Origin of the sequence: Clostridium coskatii, from assembly GCF_001675205.1 — a bacterium.
GTDB classification, from domain to species: Bacteria; Bacillota; Clostridia; order Clostridiales; family Clostridiaceae; genus Clostridium_B; species Clostridium_B ljungdahlii.
This window is the reverse complement of record NZ_LROR01000082.1, coordinates 1-16,181: the sequence shown is the minus strand read 5'-3', so window position 1 is coordinate 16,181 and position 16,181 is coordinate 1. Positions and strand designations below refer to the sequence as shown.

The window sequence follows — 16,181 nt, the reverse complement described above, 5'->3', positions numbered from 1 at the left end:
CACATCCTATAGTTAAAATTTCTCTGGATTAAATAATGCATAGCACAAATATCCAAACAATAAAATAATGACAATTACTAAAAAGATCATAAATATCCCCCCAACTTATTGTTTTTTACTTATTTGGTTTTCACACCAGGTTGTAAAATATTTTAGTAGAAAAAACCCTAATAAAATCAAAATTATAAATATAATATCCAGCATCTTTATCCCTCCTCCATATTTCTTAGCCATAATACTATCACCTAATGTATAAAATTAGAGTTAAGATAAACCCTACCTATGTAAAAATTCCATAAATGTTTTATTTCCAAAAAAAAAGAAATTCACAAAATGTGAATTTCTTTTTTTAACATTATTTAATTTTCATCTATTATATAAGGCACTGTAACTATTGCTATATTTCTTCTTTTAAGAAGAATAGTTTTAATCAACAATGCAGTTTGATTGTGCAAAATATTTCCCCACCATTTAGTAACTACAAATTGCGGAAGAACAACAGTTATTGTATCATTAGGCCCTGCAGCATACTCTTCAGAATCTATAAACTTTGCAAGAGGCTTTATAATGCTTCTATAAGGAGATTTTTTCACTATTATAGGTATACCTATATTATATTCATTCCATTTCTTTAAAAGCTTATTAGTGACCTCATCATCTACAGAAACATGAAATATTATTATATTCTGAGATATAGTTCTAGCATAATTTAAAGCTTTCAGGAAAGATTTATTTAAGGTATCTATAGGTACTATTACATACCTCTTTTGACCCTCAAAACTTACTTTCTCATATTTTCTCAGTTCATCCATGGAAAGCCGCAGCTGCTCTGCAACTTTTAAGTAATGTCTTTTTATCTTTTCCATAGTATATACAATTATAGGTATAAGTATGAAAACTACCCAAGCACCACGAGTAAACCTAGTAACTCCTATAATAATAGTTGTAACAAAAGTTAACACTCCACCTAATCCATTTATAAATGCCTTGTGTTTCCATCCGTTTATTTTAATTTTAGTCCATCTTTTGAACATACCGCACTGAGATAAAGTAAATGATATAAACACCCCTACCGCATAGAGTCCTAGCAAGTAGTGAGTATCTCCTTTAAATATTATAACTAATATAGCAGTTAGCAAACCAAGCATTATTATACCGTTGGAATAATTAAGCCTTTTACCACGTTTTGCAAACTGTCTTGGGGCATATCCATCTTTAGCCATAAGCGCAAGTAACAGCGGCAGTCCTGCAAAAGCAGTATTACACGCCATAACAAGTATAATGGCTGTAGCTGCCTGAATTATATAAAATAAAATTCCTCCATTAAATACCTGCCATGAAATCTGAGCGACTACAGTTACATTAGAATTTGGAACAGCATGATAAAGTGTAGCCAAATAGGAAATTCCTCCAAACATTAAAAGTACTATAAAAGCTAAAAGCATTAACACAATCTTAGCATTTTTCTGTGACGGTTCCCTAAAGTTTGGAACCCCATTACTTACAGCTTCCACACCTGTTAAAGCCGTACACCCTGCTGCAAAGGCCTTTAAAAATAGAAATATAGTTATGGTTCCAGAAACATCAGGTATCTTGTAATTAGATTTAGGTACATATCCCATAAAATTTATTTTTATTATTCCCCATATAAGCATAACTAATATTAAAAATATAAATACATAGGTTGGAACTCCAAATACCTTTGAAGATTCTCTTATTCCTTTTAAATTTCCAATTACTAAAAGTGTTATAAGTGCTAAAGTAATAGTAACTGTATGCGGAAGCAAAGATGGTATGGCTGAAGTTATAGCAGCAGTTCCTGCTGAAGCACTTACTGCTACAGTCAATATATAATCAATAATTAAAGAAGCACCTGCTACAAGACCAGCGGTTGTCCCTAAATTATCCGTTGCTACAATATAAGAACCTCCTCCACCTGGATAGGCATCTATAGTTTGTCTATATGAAAATATAAGCATAAACAGCAAAAATATAATGCATAGTGAAGCATAGAGCATATATCTATAGGATAAAAGGCCCATAACCGGCATAAGTATCAATAATATTTCTTCTCCAGCATAAGCTACAGAGGAGATGGCATCACTTGACATTATTGGCAATCCCCAAAATACATTGAACTTTTCACCTTTTAACTCTTCAGTTTTTAAACTTCTACCTATAAGAGCATTTGAGACATTTCCTAAATTTAAATTCATTTTTAACACCTCCTAAATACAAATTAGATATCTCAGCTTTCGCACATACGAAATTAACTTAATATAAAAAATTGCGAAAGTTAAGTTAAATATATTAATAAACCCCTTGTCAAAAGTTGATTTCCTAATTTTGATTTTACTATATTACCACCTTAAACATAAATTTTGAGTTAAGATTGTACTTGCCTGTATAAAGATTCTATAAAGATTTTATTTAAAAATGTACCGTTACATTTTGCAAATACTCAATTACGAATATAATATATAAATAATAAAGCTTTATTTCATTCATTTATTATAGACTCCATTAATACTAGTTCATGGAGATTTTATAACTTAATCAATAAATCTTTAGATAATATAGGAGGATAATAATATGGGACAATATGAAATAAATAAAAATTTAGCCCAGATGTTAAAAGGTGGAGTAATAATGGACGTAGTAAATAAAGAGCAAGCCATTATTGCTGAAAAAGCTGGAGCCTGTGCGGTTATGGCTTTAGAAAGAGTTCCCTCTGATATAAGAAAAGAGGGAGGGGTAGCCAGAATGTCTGATCCTAGAATGATAAAAGAAATACAAGAAGCTGTATCCATACCTGTTATGGCAAAAGTTAGAATAGGTCATTTTGTTGAAGCTCAGGTGCTTCAGCAGTTGAATATAGATTTTATAGATGAAAGTGAAGTTTTAACTCCTGCAGATAACTCTTACCATATAAATAAATGGGACTTCAAAGTACCTTTTGTATGCGGAGCTAGAAATTTAGGTGAAGCCCTGAGAAGAATCGGTGAAGGAGCCGCAATGATAAGAACAAAAGGTGAAGCTGGAACTGGAAATGTTGTTGAAGCTGTAACTCATATGAGAACTATGGTAGATGGTATATCAAAAGTTAAAAGTGCAAAAAAGGAAGAGCTTATGACACTTGCAAAAGAATTTGAAGCACCTTATGATTTAATAAGATATGTATGGGAAAACGGAAAGCTACCAGTAGTAAACTTTGCAGCAGGTGGCATCGCAACTCCAGCAGATGCTGCACTTATGATGCAGCTTGGAGCTGAGGGGATATTTGTAGGTTCTGGAATATTTAAATCTGAAAATCCGCAAAAAAGAGCCACCGCTATAGTACTTGCTACAACTTATTACAATGATCCTAAAAAAATTGAAGAAGTTTCAGAAGACCTAGGAGAAGCAATGCCCGGACTTGAAATTGATAATTTAGATCAAAAATATGCACAGCGAGGATGGTAAATCATGAAAATCGGAGTATTATCATTTCAAGGTGGAGTAGCAGAACATATTCACCATGTTAAAATGCTTAAATCTGCTGCTGTAGAAATAAAAAATTCATATCAGCTGAATGACATTGATGGTATCATACTTCCTGGCGGAGAAAGTACCACAATAGGGAAACTTTTAATAGACACAAATATGATGGAACCCTTGCGAAAAAAAATATTAAATGGATTGCCTACTTGGGGAACCTGTGCAGGGATGATATTACTTGCAAATTCTATAGAAGATTCAAATGAAGGCTATCTAAAAGTTATGGATATTAAGGTGAAAAGAAATGCATATGGAAGTCAAATCAATAGTTTTAGTACAGAAGCTTTAATTCCCCAGGTATCTTCTTCTAAAATACCTTTAGTTTTTATAAGAGCCCCTTTTATTACTGCCATAGGCAGTAATGTTAAAAACTTATGTAGCATAGGTAAGCATGTAGTTGCAGCAAAATATAAGAACATTTTAGCAACCTCATTCCATCCCGAGCTTACAGAAGACTTAAACTTCCACAAATATTTTCTATCCATGTGTAGGTAAAAATAAAAACTTAGGATTTCAATTTAAATCCTAAGTTTTTACCATTTTAAATAATTATCTTTCTTCCCTTGAATATGAAATGCCCAAAGCTTTAGGCATAGCTGAAGGTCTACTTTTAGTTTCTCTAGTTGTAAAAATTAGAACTACAAAAGTAAAAATATACGGAAGCATTTGTAGTATATATGTAGGAATAACAAAGCCAAAAGCCTGCAGATGAAGACCCAGTGAACTTATAATTCCAAAAATATAAGCTCCTACCACAGCATGAATTGGATCCCATAATGCAAATATCACAAGGGCTATGGCAATCCACCCCCGTCCTGCTGTCATATTTTCACTCCATGAAGGAGAATACGCAAGAGATATATAAGCACCCCCTGCCCCAGACAGCATACCACCTAAAATTACACATACATATCTTACTAAAAAAACATTTATTCCTGCAGCATCTGCAGCACCAGGATTTTCTCCAGCAGCTCTCAGTATGAGTCCAGATTTAGTTTTATAAAGCACAAACCAGATTACAAAAACCAGTATAAAACTCAAATACACCAAAAGATCATTTTTGAAAAGTATTGTCCCTATCACTGGTATTTTACTTAAGAGTGGAATATCTATAGCTTTAAATGAGGCAGCTGGAAGAGTTCCTATGTAGGATTTTCCAAGGTAGGCACTAAGTCCCGTTCCAAATATAGTAAGTGCCACACCACTGGCTACCTGATTAGCTTTTAACTTTATAGTGAGAATAGCATGAAAAAATGCTAAAGCCGCACCAGCAGCAATCCCTGCTATAAACCCAAACCATTGATTTTTAGTATGAATGCTAACTATAAATCCTGTTACAGCACCTACAAGCATCATGCCTTCTACACCTAAATTCATTACTCCTGCTCTCTCTGTCAAAAGTTCTCCAAGACAAGCATATAATAAAGGCGTTCCTGCAACAACTCCCGCTGCAAACACTGAAATTATAAAAGTACTATTCATGTTATCGAGCTTCCTTTCTCACTAATTTATACTTGAGTAATATTTCGCTCCCCAGTACGAAAAGTAATATGGCACCTTGAAACATTAAAACCATACTTAATGAAAAGCCTGATGTTTGCAAATTATATCCACCTACAAAAAGACCTCCCATAAAGAAAGAAACTATAACTATTCCCAAAGGACTAAGTCTTGCCAGAAGTGCAATTATAACTGCTGTATATCCATATCCAGGTGATATATTCTGTTGAAGTTTATGAATAGCTCCTGATACCTCTACCATTCCTGCAATTCCTGCAATTCCTCCACTTATAAACATAACAATTAAAATATTTCTGACATAATTCATACCTGCATAGATTGCGGTGCTTTTATTACCGCCGCTTACCCGTATCTCATAACCCCATCTAGAATATTTCAAAACAATAAACATCAACACTGCTATTCCTATTCCAATAAATAGACCTATATTTATATCTGTATTTCCAAAAGAAGTTAAAGTTGCACTTTCAGAAAAGGTGGCACTTACAGGAAAATTTTTGCCCTTTGGATCTTTCCAAGGGCCAAATACCAGATATTGAACCCATAATATAGCTATATAATTGAGAAGTAATGTAGTTATAGTTTCATTTATATTTAAAAATGCCTTTGGAATCGCTGCAACCATTGACCATAATCCACCTGCTATAAAACCTGCTATCATCATAAGTGGCAGCAATTCATAGGCGGGCATATTTGGAAAAGATAGTGCAGCCCAAGAAGCCCCAAAAGCTCCCATGAAAAACTGACCTTCAGCACCTATATTCCAGAGCTGCATACGAAAAGCCAGTGATACTCCAAGAGAAGTAAGCATAAGTGGTATAGATTTCGCTACAGTTTCTGAAAGTCCATAGGTTGAACCAAAAGCACCAGAAAATATTTGGGAACATACATCTATAGGATCATTTCCAGTAATAGCAATGATAATAGCTGAAAATACAATTCCACCAATTACAGATATAATAGAAACCATTACCTTTTTCATCATAGAACAGGAGTCCGTTTTTTTTAGTTTCCACCCTTTAAACACGTCAATCACTGTAATTCTCCTTTCTACTTCCAGACATCATTAGTCCAATAGATTCCATAGTAACCTCAGATGAATCTACTATTCCCATAATAGAGCCTTCATGCAAAACACATATTCTATCTGAAAGCTGTATTAAATCTTCCAGTTCTTCAGAAATAAGAAGAATTGCTCTACCTTTATTTCTTTCATCTATTAAAAGTTTTTTTATGTATTCTGAGGCACCTATATCAAGTCCTCTGAAAGGATATGCCAAAACAATAAGATTTGGATCTGACTGTATTTCTCTAGCTAAAAGAAGCTTTTGCATATTTCCCCCTGACATAGTTTTCACAGGGGTATTCAAAGAAGCTATCTTGATATGAAACTTTTCTATTATATTAACTGTGTTATCATACACTTTTCTCCAGTTAATATGATATCCCGGCATCCTTCGATAATTTTCAAGTATCATGTTTTCGCAAGCATTCATATCAGCTACAAGACCTACCGTCATCCTATCTTCTGGTACATAACTTATTCCCTTATCTATAAACTTTCTTCTGCTTTCATTTATACAATTTGCTTCATTTAAAAATATATTTCCTTTTTTTATTGGTGCCAAACCTGAAATAACTTCTGCCAGTTCCTTCTGTCCATTGTCATCAATACCTGCAATTCCAAATATTTCTCCTTCATGTATGCTAAATGATATATTTTTTAGTTTTACAGATCCACTTTTGTCCTCTGAACACACATCTTTTAATTCCAAAATTTTCTTTCCACTTGATACTGTTTTTTTACTGGAAACATGTACTATATTTCCGTCCACCATCATTTTCGCCATATCTTTTTCTTTAACATCTTTTGTGTTAAAAGTACCCATGGATTTTCCATCACGCAGTACTGTAATTCTATTAGTATTTTCCATTACTTCTCTCATTTTATGTGATATTACTATAATGGATTTTCCCTTTTTAGCTAAAATACCCAGTGTTTTGTAAAGTGATTCCCCTTCCTTAGGGGTAAGTACTGCTGTAGGTTCATCCATTATAAGTATTTTTGCACCATGCATAAGTGCTTTTACAATCTCAACCTTTTGTTGTTCTCCTACTGTAAGTTGCCATATTTTGGCTTTAGGATTTACATAAAGTCCATATTCTTGAGCATTTTTTTCAATTTCATCTTCAATATACTTCTTGTTGTAAATTTCTTTTAAATTTCTAAGTCCTAACATTATGTTTTCTGCCACAGTAAAAGCTCTTACTAACTTAAAATGCTGATGCACCATACCTATGCCACAAGCTATGGCATCTTTAGGAGAGTTGAATTCAACATTTTTCCCATTTATCTTTATTTCACCGCTATCTGATTTATATAGACCTGTTAATATATTCATAAGTGTACTTTTACCTGCTCCATTCTCACCTAAAAGAGCATGGATTTCTCCAGCATTTAATGAGAATGAGATTTTATCATTAACTGCTATTCCTGAAAATTCTTTTGAAATATTAGTCATTTCAACTATAGGTTGTTTCTCCATATTATCACTCCCAACCTTTAAAGTTTACATACCGACCCATTTAGAAGCCGGTATGTAAAAATAATATATTCTATTTAGAGATTGTTCCTTCAACGCCTTTTACAAACCAATTAATAGAAAGCATTTGTTCATCCGTAAGTTTTTGTCCTTTAGCAACCTTTAAGTTACCAGCTTGATCATATATTGGCCCTTCAAATACATTTAACTTATTATCTATAATGCTCTGCCTCTGTTTTGAAATAAGTGTTTTTACATCATTTGTTACCATTGGACCAAAAGAACCTATATCAACTATTGAATCATCTTTAATTCCACCCCAGTATTGTCCAGATTTCCAGGTACCATTAGCTACAGCTTTAACAGTCTTGACATAATAAGGTCCCCAATTCCATATTGATCCTCCAAGCACTGCCTTTGGAGCTTTTGACCTCATATCAGAACTAAAACCAATTCCATATACCCCTCTTTCCTGGGCAGCCTGCATTACAGTAGTAGAATCAAGATGCATTGCAAGTACATCAGCCCCCGCATCTATTAAACTATTAGTTGCAGTTTTTTCAGTAGCAGGATCACTCCATGAATTAGTATAAACTACTTTAACTTTTACATTTGGATTTACTGATTGTGCTCCCAAAGTAAAGGCATCAATATTTCTTACAATTTCAGGTATTGAAAACGGAGCCACAAATCCAATTATATTACTCTTTGTATTCTTACCTGCCAAAATACCTGAAAGATATCTTCCTTCATAATCACGTCCAGCATATGTTCCTAGATTGTTTGACGTTTTGTATCCAGTACAATGCATGAAAATTACATTTGGAAATTTTTTTGCTACATTAACCATATAATCCATGTACCCATAAGTTGTTCCAAATATAACCTTATTGCCTTTTTGAGCAAGCTGTGTGAATACTTTCTCCGAGTCTGCTGTTTCAGGGACATTGTCCACATATGTTACTTCTGCATTTGGCATATTAGCAGCTAAATACTTTCGTCCTTGATCCTGGGCATAATTCCATCCCGTATCTCCTATAGGCCCCTCATAGACAAAAGCTACTTTGATTTTTTTATTGTCAGAAGTTGTTTTTTTCTGGTCCTGACATCCTACAATCAAGGTAGATAGTACAAGAATAGCACATAATAAAATTAAACTTCCCTTTCTTATTTTCTTCATAACACTTTCCCCCTATTTTAATTTGTTAGTGTAAATGTTTTTACACTATTTAACCTCTATATTTTTCATACCCTTAAAAATATAGATTATAACCTTTATTTAATATGAAAATAAGGCCAAGCTTTATTTAATTTAATAAAGATTGACCTTATTTTCATATACTCAGTCAATTAGTATCTTCTTTTTTATAAAAAGTGGATACATTTACATGACTTTATGATATTCTTTTTTAGCTTTTTCGTCAATATATAGACAGAAGGTCAACTTCAAAAGTTGAATTAATTAATAAAGTAGCTAAGAATTTTAGAAAGAAAATATGATCAATTTGTGGTAAAATAATTGTGTAAATCATAATTTTATATAAATATAATAGGAGGTAATAAGTATGAATTTATTTATAGATACCGCTAATGTAGAAGAAATAAGAAAAGCTAATGAAATGGGAGTAATTTGTGGAGTTACTACTAATCCTTCTTTAATCGCAAAAGAAGGCAGAGATTTTAAGGAAGTAGTAAAAGAAATAACTACTATTGTAGACGGGCCAATAAGCGCTGAAGTAATAAGCTTAGAATCTGAAGGAATGGTAAAAGAAGCCAAAGAACTTGCAAAAATACATAAAAATATAATAATAAAAATTCCTATGACTGTAGAAGGATTAAAAGCTGTAAAAATTCTTTCAAAAGAAAATATAAAAACCAATGTAACATTAATATTTTCTCCAGCACAAGCACTTTTAGCTGCAAGAGCTGGTGCAACTTACGTAAGTCCTTTCTTAGGAAGACTAGATGATATTGGAATGAACGGAATTGAATTAGTTGAACAAATATCTGATATTTTTAAAATTCATGACATAAAAACAGAAATTATAGCAGCCAGCATTAGAAATCCTCTTCACGTTATAAATGCTGCTAAAGCAGGATCAGACATTGCCACTGTTCCATATAAAATATTAATACAAATGACTAAACACCCACTAACAGATATAGGAATACAGAGATTTTTAGATGACTGGAAAACAGTACCTAATAAATAAGATAGATTATATAATTTGACATCAACAAAAATGCATATATTATAATTATTAATGTAATTTACAAATATTTAGAATTTATATAAAACAAGGGGTGAAAATTATGAATGATGCGTCACAATTTCATAAAGAGGGATTTAATTGTGCAGAATCTATAATTAAAGCTTTTAACAGAGACAACAATTTAAATATTCCTGTCTCAATTGCAAGTCCATTTGGTCTTGGTATGGCCGTACAAAGTACTTGCGGTGCTGTTACTGGAGCACTTATGGCTATGGGCTCCGTAAAAGGAAGAAACGAGGCTTCTGTACAAAATGAATCTAGAAAAATTGCAAAAGAAATAATGAACAAAGTAACAGAAAAGTATGGCACTTTTGAATGCTCTAAATTAAAACAAAAAGGTATATCTTGTGATGAGATAATAGATTATACTTATGAGATTCTTAAAGATTATGCAAAATAATAGTAATCGATAACCACTATAATATATTATGACTTATTAAAGCTTGTACTATCAGTAAAAATGTATACTGATAGTACAAACTTTTAGTTATGCTTAATAACTGCTTTAACTCATATTAATAAATTTTCACTTTATTAATGAACGCTTTATATTCACAAAAAACCACTATATTTCTACTTTGATTTTGATCTTATTTTCTACTCTTATGTAAAGGGTTCTCAGCAATATGTTATTTACTAACAATTCTTTACCATATCAGCAATGGAGTAACTTGGCGAGCTTGTGATTGCCTTCACATTTCTTTGAAATCGTTCATATCTAAAACAGCAATAATCAAGAAAATCATCTCCACTGTAATGTCTAATCATAGCCCATACCATCCAAAGTAAATCTTGTGCTACCATATAACTTTTTATCTTTACTATTTCTTCAGGTGTCGGAAGTTGTCCATAGTAGTCAACAAGAAGATATTGAATTGCTTCCTCGGTTAATTTAGATTCAAGAATATATGAAGCTACATCCCAGCTTGGATCATTCATTCCGGAATATTCCCAATCTATAAGGTAGGTCTTTCCATTACTATCAACAATAAAATTTTCAGGAACCGTGTCATTATGGCACGGAACAGAAATTGTTTTTTTAATATTCTTTTCCATAAAATCAAGCAATTGTTTTTTTAATGTAGCGTAGTCAAAGAAAAAATCACCATTAAGTTTTTGAATTATATGTTCATATTTATTTAACTCCATCCGCCAATTAAATGAATTAGAAAAACACTTTTTGCTAGAGTGAGTTTTTTTCATGAGATCAGAAACAGATCTAAGCGTTATAGGAGAACATGGATCAACTTGAGCAATATTTTTGCTGTTTTCAATATATACGCTAATTTTTATTCCACTATCCTCATCAAAATAAATACATTCAGAATTCAAACCAAGCTCTGCTGCTATTTTATCATTAAAGCTTTCAATTTTACGATCAATCATCAGATTGGTCATGGCACCCGGTTGTCGGACAACATACTGTTTTCCATTGATATTCATAATATAGTTATAATTGGTAAGTCCACCTGCAAAACGAGATTTATCAAACATTATACTGTCATCGTTAAAAGCAAGACACAGTTTTTTTTGTACTAATTCTTCCATTTTCATAAATAATCCACCACACATATTTCAATCTTTTGTTTTGTCAATAAAAAACACAAGTAACCACCTAACACCGGTTTGTAACTTTCTGATCATACCCACTATTAGCTTAATTATAACAATAATAGTCCCAAAAATCAACATATCGCTTTCTATTAGAGCCTTTATTAAATATTTCATACCTTTTTTATAGATTATATATATTCTAATAGCAGTATTAATTGTAACTTCAAAAAAATGCAATAACAAATCATGTTTTGAAGTAGATATTGTTCAATAAAAGCAATATTGTACCATATAAATTTCTAACTAGATACAATAGTGCTAAAACTATATATTCTATTTACAATAAACTAGCCACTTTGTATGCTACCATGTAAAGTGATAATTGCGAAAGCATTTATTAAAAAAATAACAAAGTTTATTAAAAATCTGTAAAAAGTAACTGTAGAAAGAATAGGAGGGAAAATCATGGAAGACAAGTTTGAAAATTTTAATTTGAAATCCAAGATTTATTTTAATAGGGAATCTATTCAACTTTTAGAGCAAGTCACTGGTTCTCGAGCATTTATTGTTGCAGATGCTATTATGGGAAAACTTGGATATCTTCAAAAAGTAATAGATTACCTAAGCAAAGCTGGAATAAGTTCCGTTGTTTTTACAGGGGTACACCCTGATCCAGACGTCAATGTAATTGCAGATGCAATGAAATTGTACAAAAAAAGCGACGCAGATGTTCTCGTAGCACTAGGTGGAGGATCCAGTATTGATACCGCTAAGGGAATAATGTATTTTGCATGTAATTTAGGAAAAGCAATGGGCCAAGAAATGAAAAAACCTCTATTTATTGCAATTCCATCAACAAGTGGTACAGGCTCTGAAGTAACAAACTTTACTGTTATTACTTCTCAGAAAGAAAAGGTATGCATTATAGATGATTTTATTGCACCAGATGTTGCAATACTTGACTCAAGTTGTATTGATGGTCTGCCTCAGCGTATTGTAGCAGATACTGGTATAGATGTTCTAGTTCATTCTATTGAAGCCTATGTTTCCAAAAAAGCAACTGACTTTACAGACGCTCTTGCTGAAAAAGCAGTTAAATTAATTTTTGAGAATCTTCCAAAAATTTATAACGATAGTAAGGATTCCGAAGCTCGGGATCATGTTCAAAACGCTTCCTGTATAGCAGGAATAGCATTTACAAATGCTGGTCTTGGAATTAATCACAGCTTGGCTCATGCTATGGGTGGATCTTTCCACATTCCTCACGGCCGATCCAATGCACTTCTACTTAATGCAGTAATGGAATACAACGCTAGCTTGGTTGGAAATGCAAGCGAACATGCTATGGAAAAATACGCAAAACTAGCATCGATTCTACACCTTCCAGCTCGAACAACTCGCGAAGGCGCTGTAAGTTTTATTGAAGCTGTAGATAAATTAATAAAATCCCTAGGTGTTGAAGATAATATTCGAGCTCTTGGGATTAAAGAAGATGAGTTTCAAAGTGCTCTAAATCATATGGCAGAAACAGCAATGCAAGATAGATGCACTCCAACTAATCCTAGAAAACCTTCTAAAGAAGAACTTATACATATTTATCAAAAATGTTATTAATAAGTATCTCAACTTTTTCAATTTAGTTGAAAGTTGATAATTGATAGTGGACAGTGAAGGTGGATTTTTTGTGATAACTAGAAATCATCCTTCACTATTAATTTTTCATTATTAATTCTTAACTTGCGAAGCTTTGCTTTGCATTATTTTTAAATTATGTCTTAGTGCTTATAGTAAAAATTAATTTATTACTTAAAATTAGGAAAAATTAGAATCTAAATGTTTTATATTTACCCTCTTTTTTTGACAATATATGACAAGAAACTGTGGGAAAGTATAAAATATTGTTTACTTTTATATTTTTATATAATATAATATAAAAAAAGAACGTACTAGAATCTAATTAATTTCTTTTTTTGAGTATAAACTATAGGTCAGGAGACGGGTGTTATAAGGATGAATAAAACTGATAATCCACTTAAAAAATTTATAACCTCAAAGTTATATAGCCGCTATAGTGGTATTTTATCCCTATCAGATGTACCTTTATTTTTGGTAGATACAAATGGGGATATTTTACTTGAATTTATTCCCTCCCCAGATTTTTGTACTCATGTATGTCAGGAAAGAGAGTCTCATGTATGTCCTGACTATCAATGTCGATTACAATCTGGCAAGGAAGGTAGATTTGTATGCCGATATGGTCTTGAAAATATGATTTTTCCGATCATAGTAGACAATAAAACTGTAGGTTATATGGCTGGTATACAAGTATATTTGAAAGATAACGAATACAAAAAGTATATGATTGATGTCCAATCTCACAAAGATACTAAGACTGAGGAGCTAGAGTTTATCGCTAAATCGATTTTCTCACTAAAATCCGTAGAATCAAATAAAATTAAAGTATACGAGCGATTATGTTGCGAAATTGCTAAAAATATTTCTCTTGATTTATCAGAAAGCACTAAGCTGTCCCATCAGGATGTGAAAAGGTTGTCAATTGAAAAGGAAATACTGGAAAAAAAGATCATTGATCTAGAATCAAAAAATATGTCTCTAGTTGTTAATCCTCATTTTTTGTTTAACACTTTAAATTGTATTGCCCGTGTGGCTTATTTTGAACATTCTCACGAAACAGAAGAGCTTATTTATTGCCTTTCTGATTTGCTGCGGTATAATTTAAAGCAAGGTAACCAGCTTCACACCATTGGTGCTGAAATTAACAATATTGAGAAGTATTTATATATTCAAAAAGTAAGATTTAAAACCCGTCTGGAATATGATATCAACATTTCGGAAGATCTTAAGTCTTATAGAATTCTCAATATGATTATCCAACCTATTGTTGAAAACTCTGTAATTCATGGAATAACCCCAAGGCGAGATGGAGGCAAAATAAGTATCTATGCAGAAAAATATAAAGATGAAATTGTTATTTCCATTATGGATAATGGAAATGGTTTCCCAAAGGATGTTTTGCTTGACATACAACAATGTAAAAATAGATCTGGCCTAGGTTTTCAAAGTACAGACAAACGTTTAAAGCGATATTACGGAGAACAATATGGATTGAAAATTTTAAAATCTGATTACAGTGGAAGCACCGTTACCATCACAATTCCTGCAGAACCTATTGTGAGGTGATAATAATGAGTATAGTATTGATTGTAGAAGATGAAATACTTGAACAAGAATTTCTCAAATCAATTGTACTTGAAGAACTTTTTCCAGAAGATGTATTACTGACCTGTGAAAGTGGAGTTCAGGCTATTAAACTAGCCAAACAATACAAGCCAAATATTATCATGATGGATGTAATGATTCCCGAATTGGACGGTCTTAGTACTATTGAAGAAATCAGAAAATTTCTCCCCAACGTGCTTATTACAATTTTATCTGCTCACTCGGACTTTTCCTATGCACAGAAAGCAATTAGTCTCCGGGTTTTTGAATACCTATTAAAACCTGTAAAGCCTAACATTATCAAACAAGTTTTTCGGAAGATGTTAGACTCCGCAGCTGATTGTAATATAGTACTAGATAAGAGCTCTGAAGAAAAGAACCCCGAATCCAAAGAATCTCAGCAATACTTTATTGAAAAGTCTATAAAATATATTAAAGAGCATTTTAGGGAAAAAATAACTTTACAAATAGTTGCCTCTACAGTATTTTTGAATCCAAAATATTTTAGTCGTGTCTTTAAAAAGGAACTAGGTGTCTCATTTTCAAAGTATGTAATTAATCTGAGAATTCAATATGCCTGCAGATTATTAAAAACAACTAATTATCGTGCTTATCGAATTTCATCAGAATGTGGCTTTTCAGATCCATCTTATTTTAACAGGGTATTTTGTGCGGAGATGAATATGACTCCTCAAGCCTATAGAAAACATGCGCTTATGTCAATGGAAGATGACTAAATTGTGTGTAGTTAATTTCATAGGAAAGATTGATATTTGAACTGTTCCCTGTTAAATGCACAGTTATATATAATTAAAGCGCCAATTATACAATTGGCGCTTTAATTATATTTTCCGATAACATTTTTCTAAAGATCAAATAAGGAACGTATCTTGATTTAATTTACACAATCTAGATACGTTCCTTATATAAACTATTACTTTTAACTATCTACCATGTCACATCATATCTGACTTATTTCAAAGTCATCTCTGCATATGCATTTAGGCATTTTCAAAGAAATAACTAGTCAGTATGCTAGCCTATTTTTTATCATACTGCGTCGGTAGAACCCTTAGATAGGATTCACTATCTAAGGGACCTGCCTCCTTGTCTGATAAAAAATATTCGTCGCATCTTTGACTTGTTATTTTCTTTCAAATGCCTTAAACGGTAAACTGTAATCTACTTTTCATCTTCCTTTAAATTAGTTTTAGGAAGGATAGTTTCAACTTCAACGTGTGGACGAGGAATAACATGAACAGAAACTAATTCTCCAACACGTTGTGCTGCTGCAGCACCAGCATCAGTAGCTGCCTTTACTGCTCCTACGTCTCCTCTTACCATTACTGTTACAAGACCGCCGCCAACATGTTCTTTTCCTATTAGATAAACATTAGCTGCCTTTACCATTGCATCTGCAGCTTCAATTGAACCTACTAAACCTTTTGTTTCAATCATTCCTAATGCATCATATTTCATTTTTATTTCCTCCTAGTTTATAATTTATTTTTTT

15 protein-coding genes are annotated in these 16,181 nt (G+C 32.4%); 7 read left to right on the top strand and 8 right to left on the bottom strand.

Translation table 11 applies throughout. The annotated features are described in order from the left end of the window. Window positions 1-12 precede the first annotated feature (12 nt). Together kdpF and CLCOS_RS17820 are read right to left on the bottom strand one after the other, a co-directional pair. The gene (gene kdpF / locus CLCOS_RS23225) at window positions 13-90 is read right to left on the bottom strand and encodes a K(+)-transporting ATPase subunit F (protein ID WP_082853604.1); all 78 of its coding nucleotides are present in this window, start codon (window positions 88-90) and stop codon (window positions 13-15) included. Window positions 91-359: 269 nt separating this feature from the next. Then, on the bottom strand, window positions 360-2,216 hold the full coding sequence (locus CLCOS_RS17820) for an APC family permease (protein WP_063602101.1): 1,857 nt from the start codon (window positions 2,214-2,216) through the stop codon (window positions 360-362). A gap of 376 nt (window positions 2,217-2,592) precedes the next feature. On the opposite strand from CLCOS_RS17820, the gene pdxS reads away from it, so the two are divergent. Together pdxS and pdxT are read left to right on the top strand one after the other, a co-directional pair. Next, window positions 2,593-3,462: a pyridoxal 5'-phosphate synthase lyase subunit PdxS gene (pdxS, locus tag CLCOS_RS17815; RefSeq protein WP_063602102.1), complete on the top strand. Its 870-nt coding sequence runs from the start codon at window positions 2,593-2,595 to the stop codon at window positions 3,460-3,462. Between the two features lie 3 nt (window positions 3,463-3,465). Continuing rightward, the gene (pdxT, locus tag CLCOS_RS17810) at window positions 3,466-4,032 is read left to right on the top strand and encodes a pyridoxal 5'-phosphate synthase glutaminase subunit PdxT (RefSeq protein WP_063602103.1); all 567 of its coding nucleotides are present in this window, start codon (window positions 3,466-3,468) and stop codon (window positions 4,030-4,032) included. Window positions 4,033-4,086: 54 nt separating this feature from the next. Here pdxT and CLCOS_RS17805 read toward each other — a convergent pair whose 3' ends face one another. From CLCOS_RS17805 to CLCOS_RS17790, 4 genes are all read right to left on the bottom strand, one after another. Next, on the bottom strand, window positions 4,087-5,019 hold the full coding sequence (locus CLCOS_RS17805; RefSeq protein ID WP_063602104.1) for an ABC transporter permease: 933 nt from the start codon (window positions 5,017-5,019) through the stop codon (window positions 4,087-4,089). Window position 5,020: 1 nt separating this feature from the next. Then, on the bottom strand, window positions 5,021-6,094 hold the full coding sequence (locus CLCOS_RS17800) for an ABC transporter permease (RefSeq protein ID WP_082853603.1): 1,074 nt from the start codon (window positions 6,092-6,094) through the stop codon (window positions 5,021-5,023). Beyond that, the gene (locus CLCOS_RS17795) at window positions 6,087-7,604 is read right to left on the bottom strand and encodes an ABC transporter ATP-binding protein (protein ID WP_063602105.1); all 1,518 of its coding nucleotides are present in this window, start codon (window positions 7,602-7,604) and stop codon (window positions 6,087-6,089) included. Before CLCOS_RS17795 ends, CLCOS_RS17800 begins: the two co-directional genes overlap by 8 nt. 70 nt (window positions 7,605-7,674) lie before the next feature. Next, complete coding sequence (locus tag CLCOS_RS17790; protein ID WP_063602106.1) at window positions 7,675-8,781, bottom strand: BMP family ABC transporter substrate-binding protein; 1,107 nt, start codon at window positions 8,779-8,781, stop codon at window positions 7,675-7,677. 385 nt (window positions 8,782-9,166) lie between these two features. Between CLCOS_RS17790 and fsa the strand changes: the two genes are divergently transcribed. Next, window positions 9,167-9,814, top strand: coding sequence for a fructose-6-phosphate aldolase (gene fsa / locus CLCOS_RS17785; protein WP_063602107.1), 648 nt, complete (start codon window positions 9,167-9,169; stop codon window positions 9,812-9,814). A 100-nt stretch (window positions 9,815-9,914) separates the two neighbouring features. Beyond that, window positions 9,915-10,274, top strand: a complete 360-nt coding sequence (locus tag CLCOS_RS17780; protein ID WP_063602108.1) for a C-GCAxxG-C-C family (seleno)protein — start codon at window positions 9,915-9,917, stop codon at window positions 10,272-10,274. A gap of 236 nt (window positions 10,275-10,510) precedes the next feature. On the opposite strand, the gene CLCOS_RS17775 is transcribed toward CLCOS_RS17780, so the two are convergent. Beyond that, window positions 10,511-11,428: a choline kinase family protein gene (locus CLCOS_RS17775; protein ID WP_023162466.1), complete on the bottom strand. Its 918-nt coding sequence runs from the start codon at window positions 11,426-11,428 to the stop codon at window positions 10,511-10,513. Window positions 11,429-11,893: 465 nt separating this feature from the next. On the opposite strand from CLCOS_RS17775, the gene CLCOS_RS17765 reads away from it, so the two are divergent. The 3 genes from CLCOS_RS17765 to CLCOS_RS17755 all read left to right on the top strand — a co-directional run bounded on the left by CLCOS_RS17765 (window position 11,894) and on the right by CLCOS_RS17755 (window position 15,405). Next, on the top strand, window positions 11,894-13,042 hold the full coding sequence (locus CLCOS_RS17765; RefSeq protein WP_153042961.1) for a 1-propanol dehydrogenase PduQ: 1,149 nt from the start codon (window positions 11,894-11,896) through the stop codon (window positions 13,040-13,042). 396 nt (window positions 13,043-13,438) lie between these two features. Further along, window positions 13,439-14,629 (top strand): histidine kinase, encoded by a 1,191-nt coding sequence (locus CLCOS_RS17760; protein ID WP_063602111.1) that lies wholly within the window; start codon window positions 13,439-13,441, stop codon window positions 14,627-14,629. 5 nt (window positions 14,630-14,634) lie between these two features. Continuing rightward, window positions 14,635-15,405: a response regulator transcription factor gene (locus CLCOS_RS17755; protein WP_023162467.1), complete on the top strand. Its 771-nt coding sequence runs from the start codon at window positions 14,635-14,637 to the stop codon at window positions 15,403-15,405. 445 nt (window positions 15,406-15,850) lie between these two features. On the opposite strand, the gene eutM is transcribed toward CLCOS_RS17755, so the two are convergent. Next, window positions 15,851-16,147 carry an ethanolamine utilization microcompartment protein EutM gene (eutM, locus tag CLCOS_RS17750; protein ID WP_013237864.1) on the bottom strand — a complete coding sequence of 99 codons (297 nt, stop codon included), beginning with the start codon at window positions 16,145-16,147 and terminating at the stop codon, window positions 15,851-15,853. Window positions 16,148-16,181: the final 34 nt, after the last annotated feature.

Excerpts from the sequence above, each read along its gene's own strand:
- kdpF (WP_082853604.1), bottom strand. The coding sequence starts at position 90 with ATGATCTTTTTAGTAATTGTCATTATTTTATTGTTTGGATATTTGTGC.
- CLCOS_RS17820 (WP_063602101.1), bottom strand. The coding sequence starts at position 2,216 with ATGAATTTAAATTTAGGAAATGTCTCAAATGCTCTTATAGGTAGAAGT.
- pdxS (WP_063602102.1), top strand. The coding sequence starts at position 2,593 with ATGGGACAATATGAAATAAATAAAAATTTAGCCCAGATGTTAAAAGGT.
- pdxT (WP_063602103.1), top strand. The coding sequence starts at position 3,466 with ATGAAAATCGGAGTATTATCATTTCAAGGTGGAGTAGCAGAACATATT.
- CLCOS_RS17805 (WP_063602104.1), bottom strand. The coding sequence starts at position 5,019 with ATGAATAGTACTTTTATAATTTCAGTGTTTGCAGCGGGAGTTGTTGCA.
- CLCOS_RS17795 (WP_063602105.1), bottom strand. The coding sequence starts at position 7,604 with ATGGAGAAACAACCTATAGTTGAAATGACTAATATTTCAAAAGAATTT.
- CLCOS_RS17790 (WP_063602106.1), bottom strand. The coding sequence starts at position 8,781 with ATGAAGAAAATAAGAAAGGGAAGTTTAATTTTATTATGTGCTATTCTT.
- fsa (WP_063602107.1), top strand. The coding sequence starts at position 9,167 with ATGAATTTATTTATAGATACCGCTAATGTAGAAGAAATAAGAAAAGCT.
- CLCOS_RS17780 (WP_063602108.1), top strand. The coding sequence starts at position 9,915 with ATGAATGATGCGTCACAATTTCATAAAGAGGGATTTAATTGTGCAGAA.
- CLCOS_RS17775 (WP_023162466.1), bottom strand. The coding sequence starts at position 11,428 with ATGAAAATGGAAGAATTAGTACAAAAAAAACTGTGTCTTGCTTTTAAC.
- CLCOS_RS17765 (WP_153042961.1), top strand. The coding sequence starts at position 11,894 with ATGGAAGACAAGTTTGAAAATTTTAATTTGAAATCCAAGATTTATTTT.
- CLCOS_RS17760 (WP_063602111.1), top strand. The coding sequence starts at position 13,439 with ATGAATAAAACTGATAATCCACTTAAAAAATTTATAACCTCAAAGTTA.
- CLCOS_RS17755 (WP_023162467.1), top strand. The coding sequence starts at position 14,635 with ATGAGTATAGTATTGATTGTAGAAGATGAAATACTTGAACAAGAATTT.
- eutM (WP_013237864.1), bottom strand. The coding sequence starts at position 16,147 with ATGAAATATGATGCATTAGGAATGATTGAAACAAAAGGTTTAGTAGGT.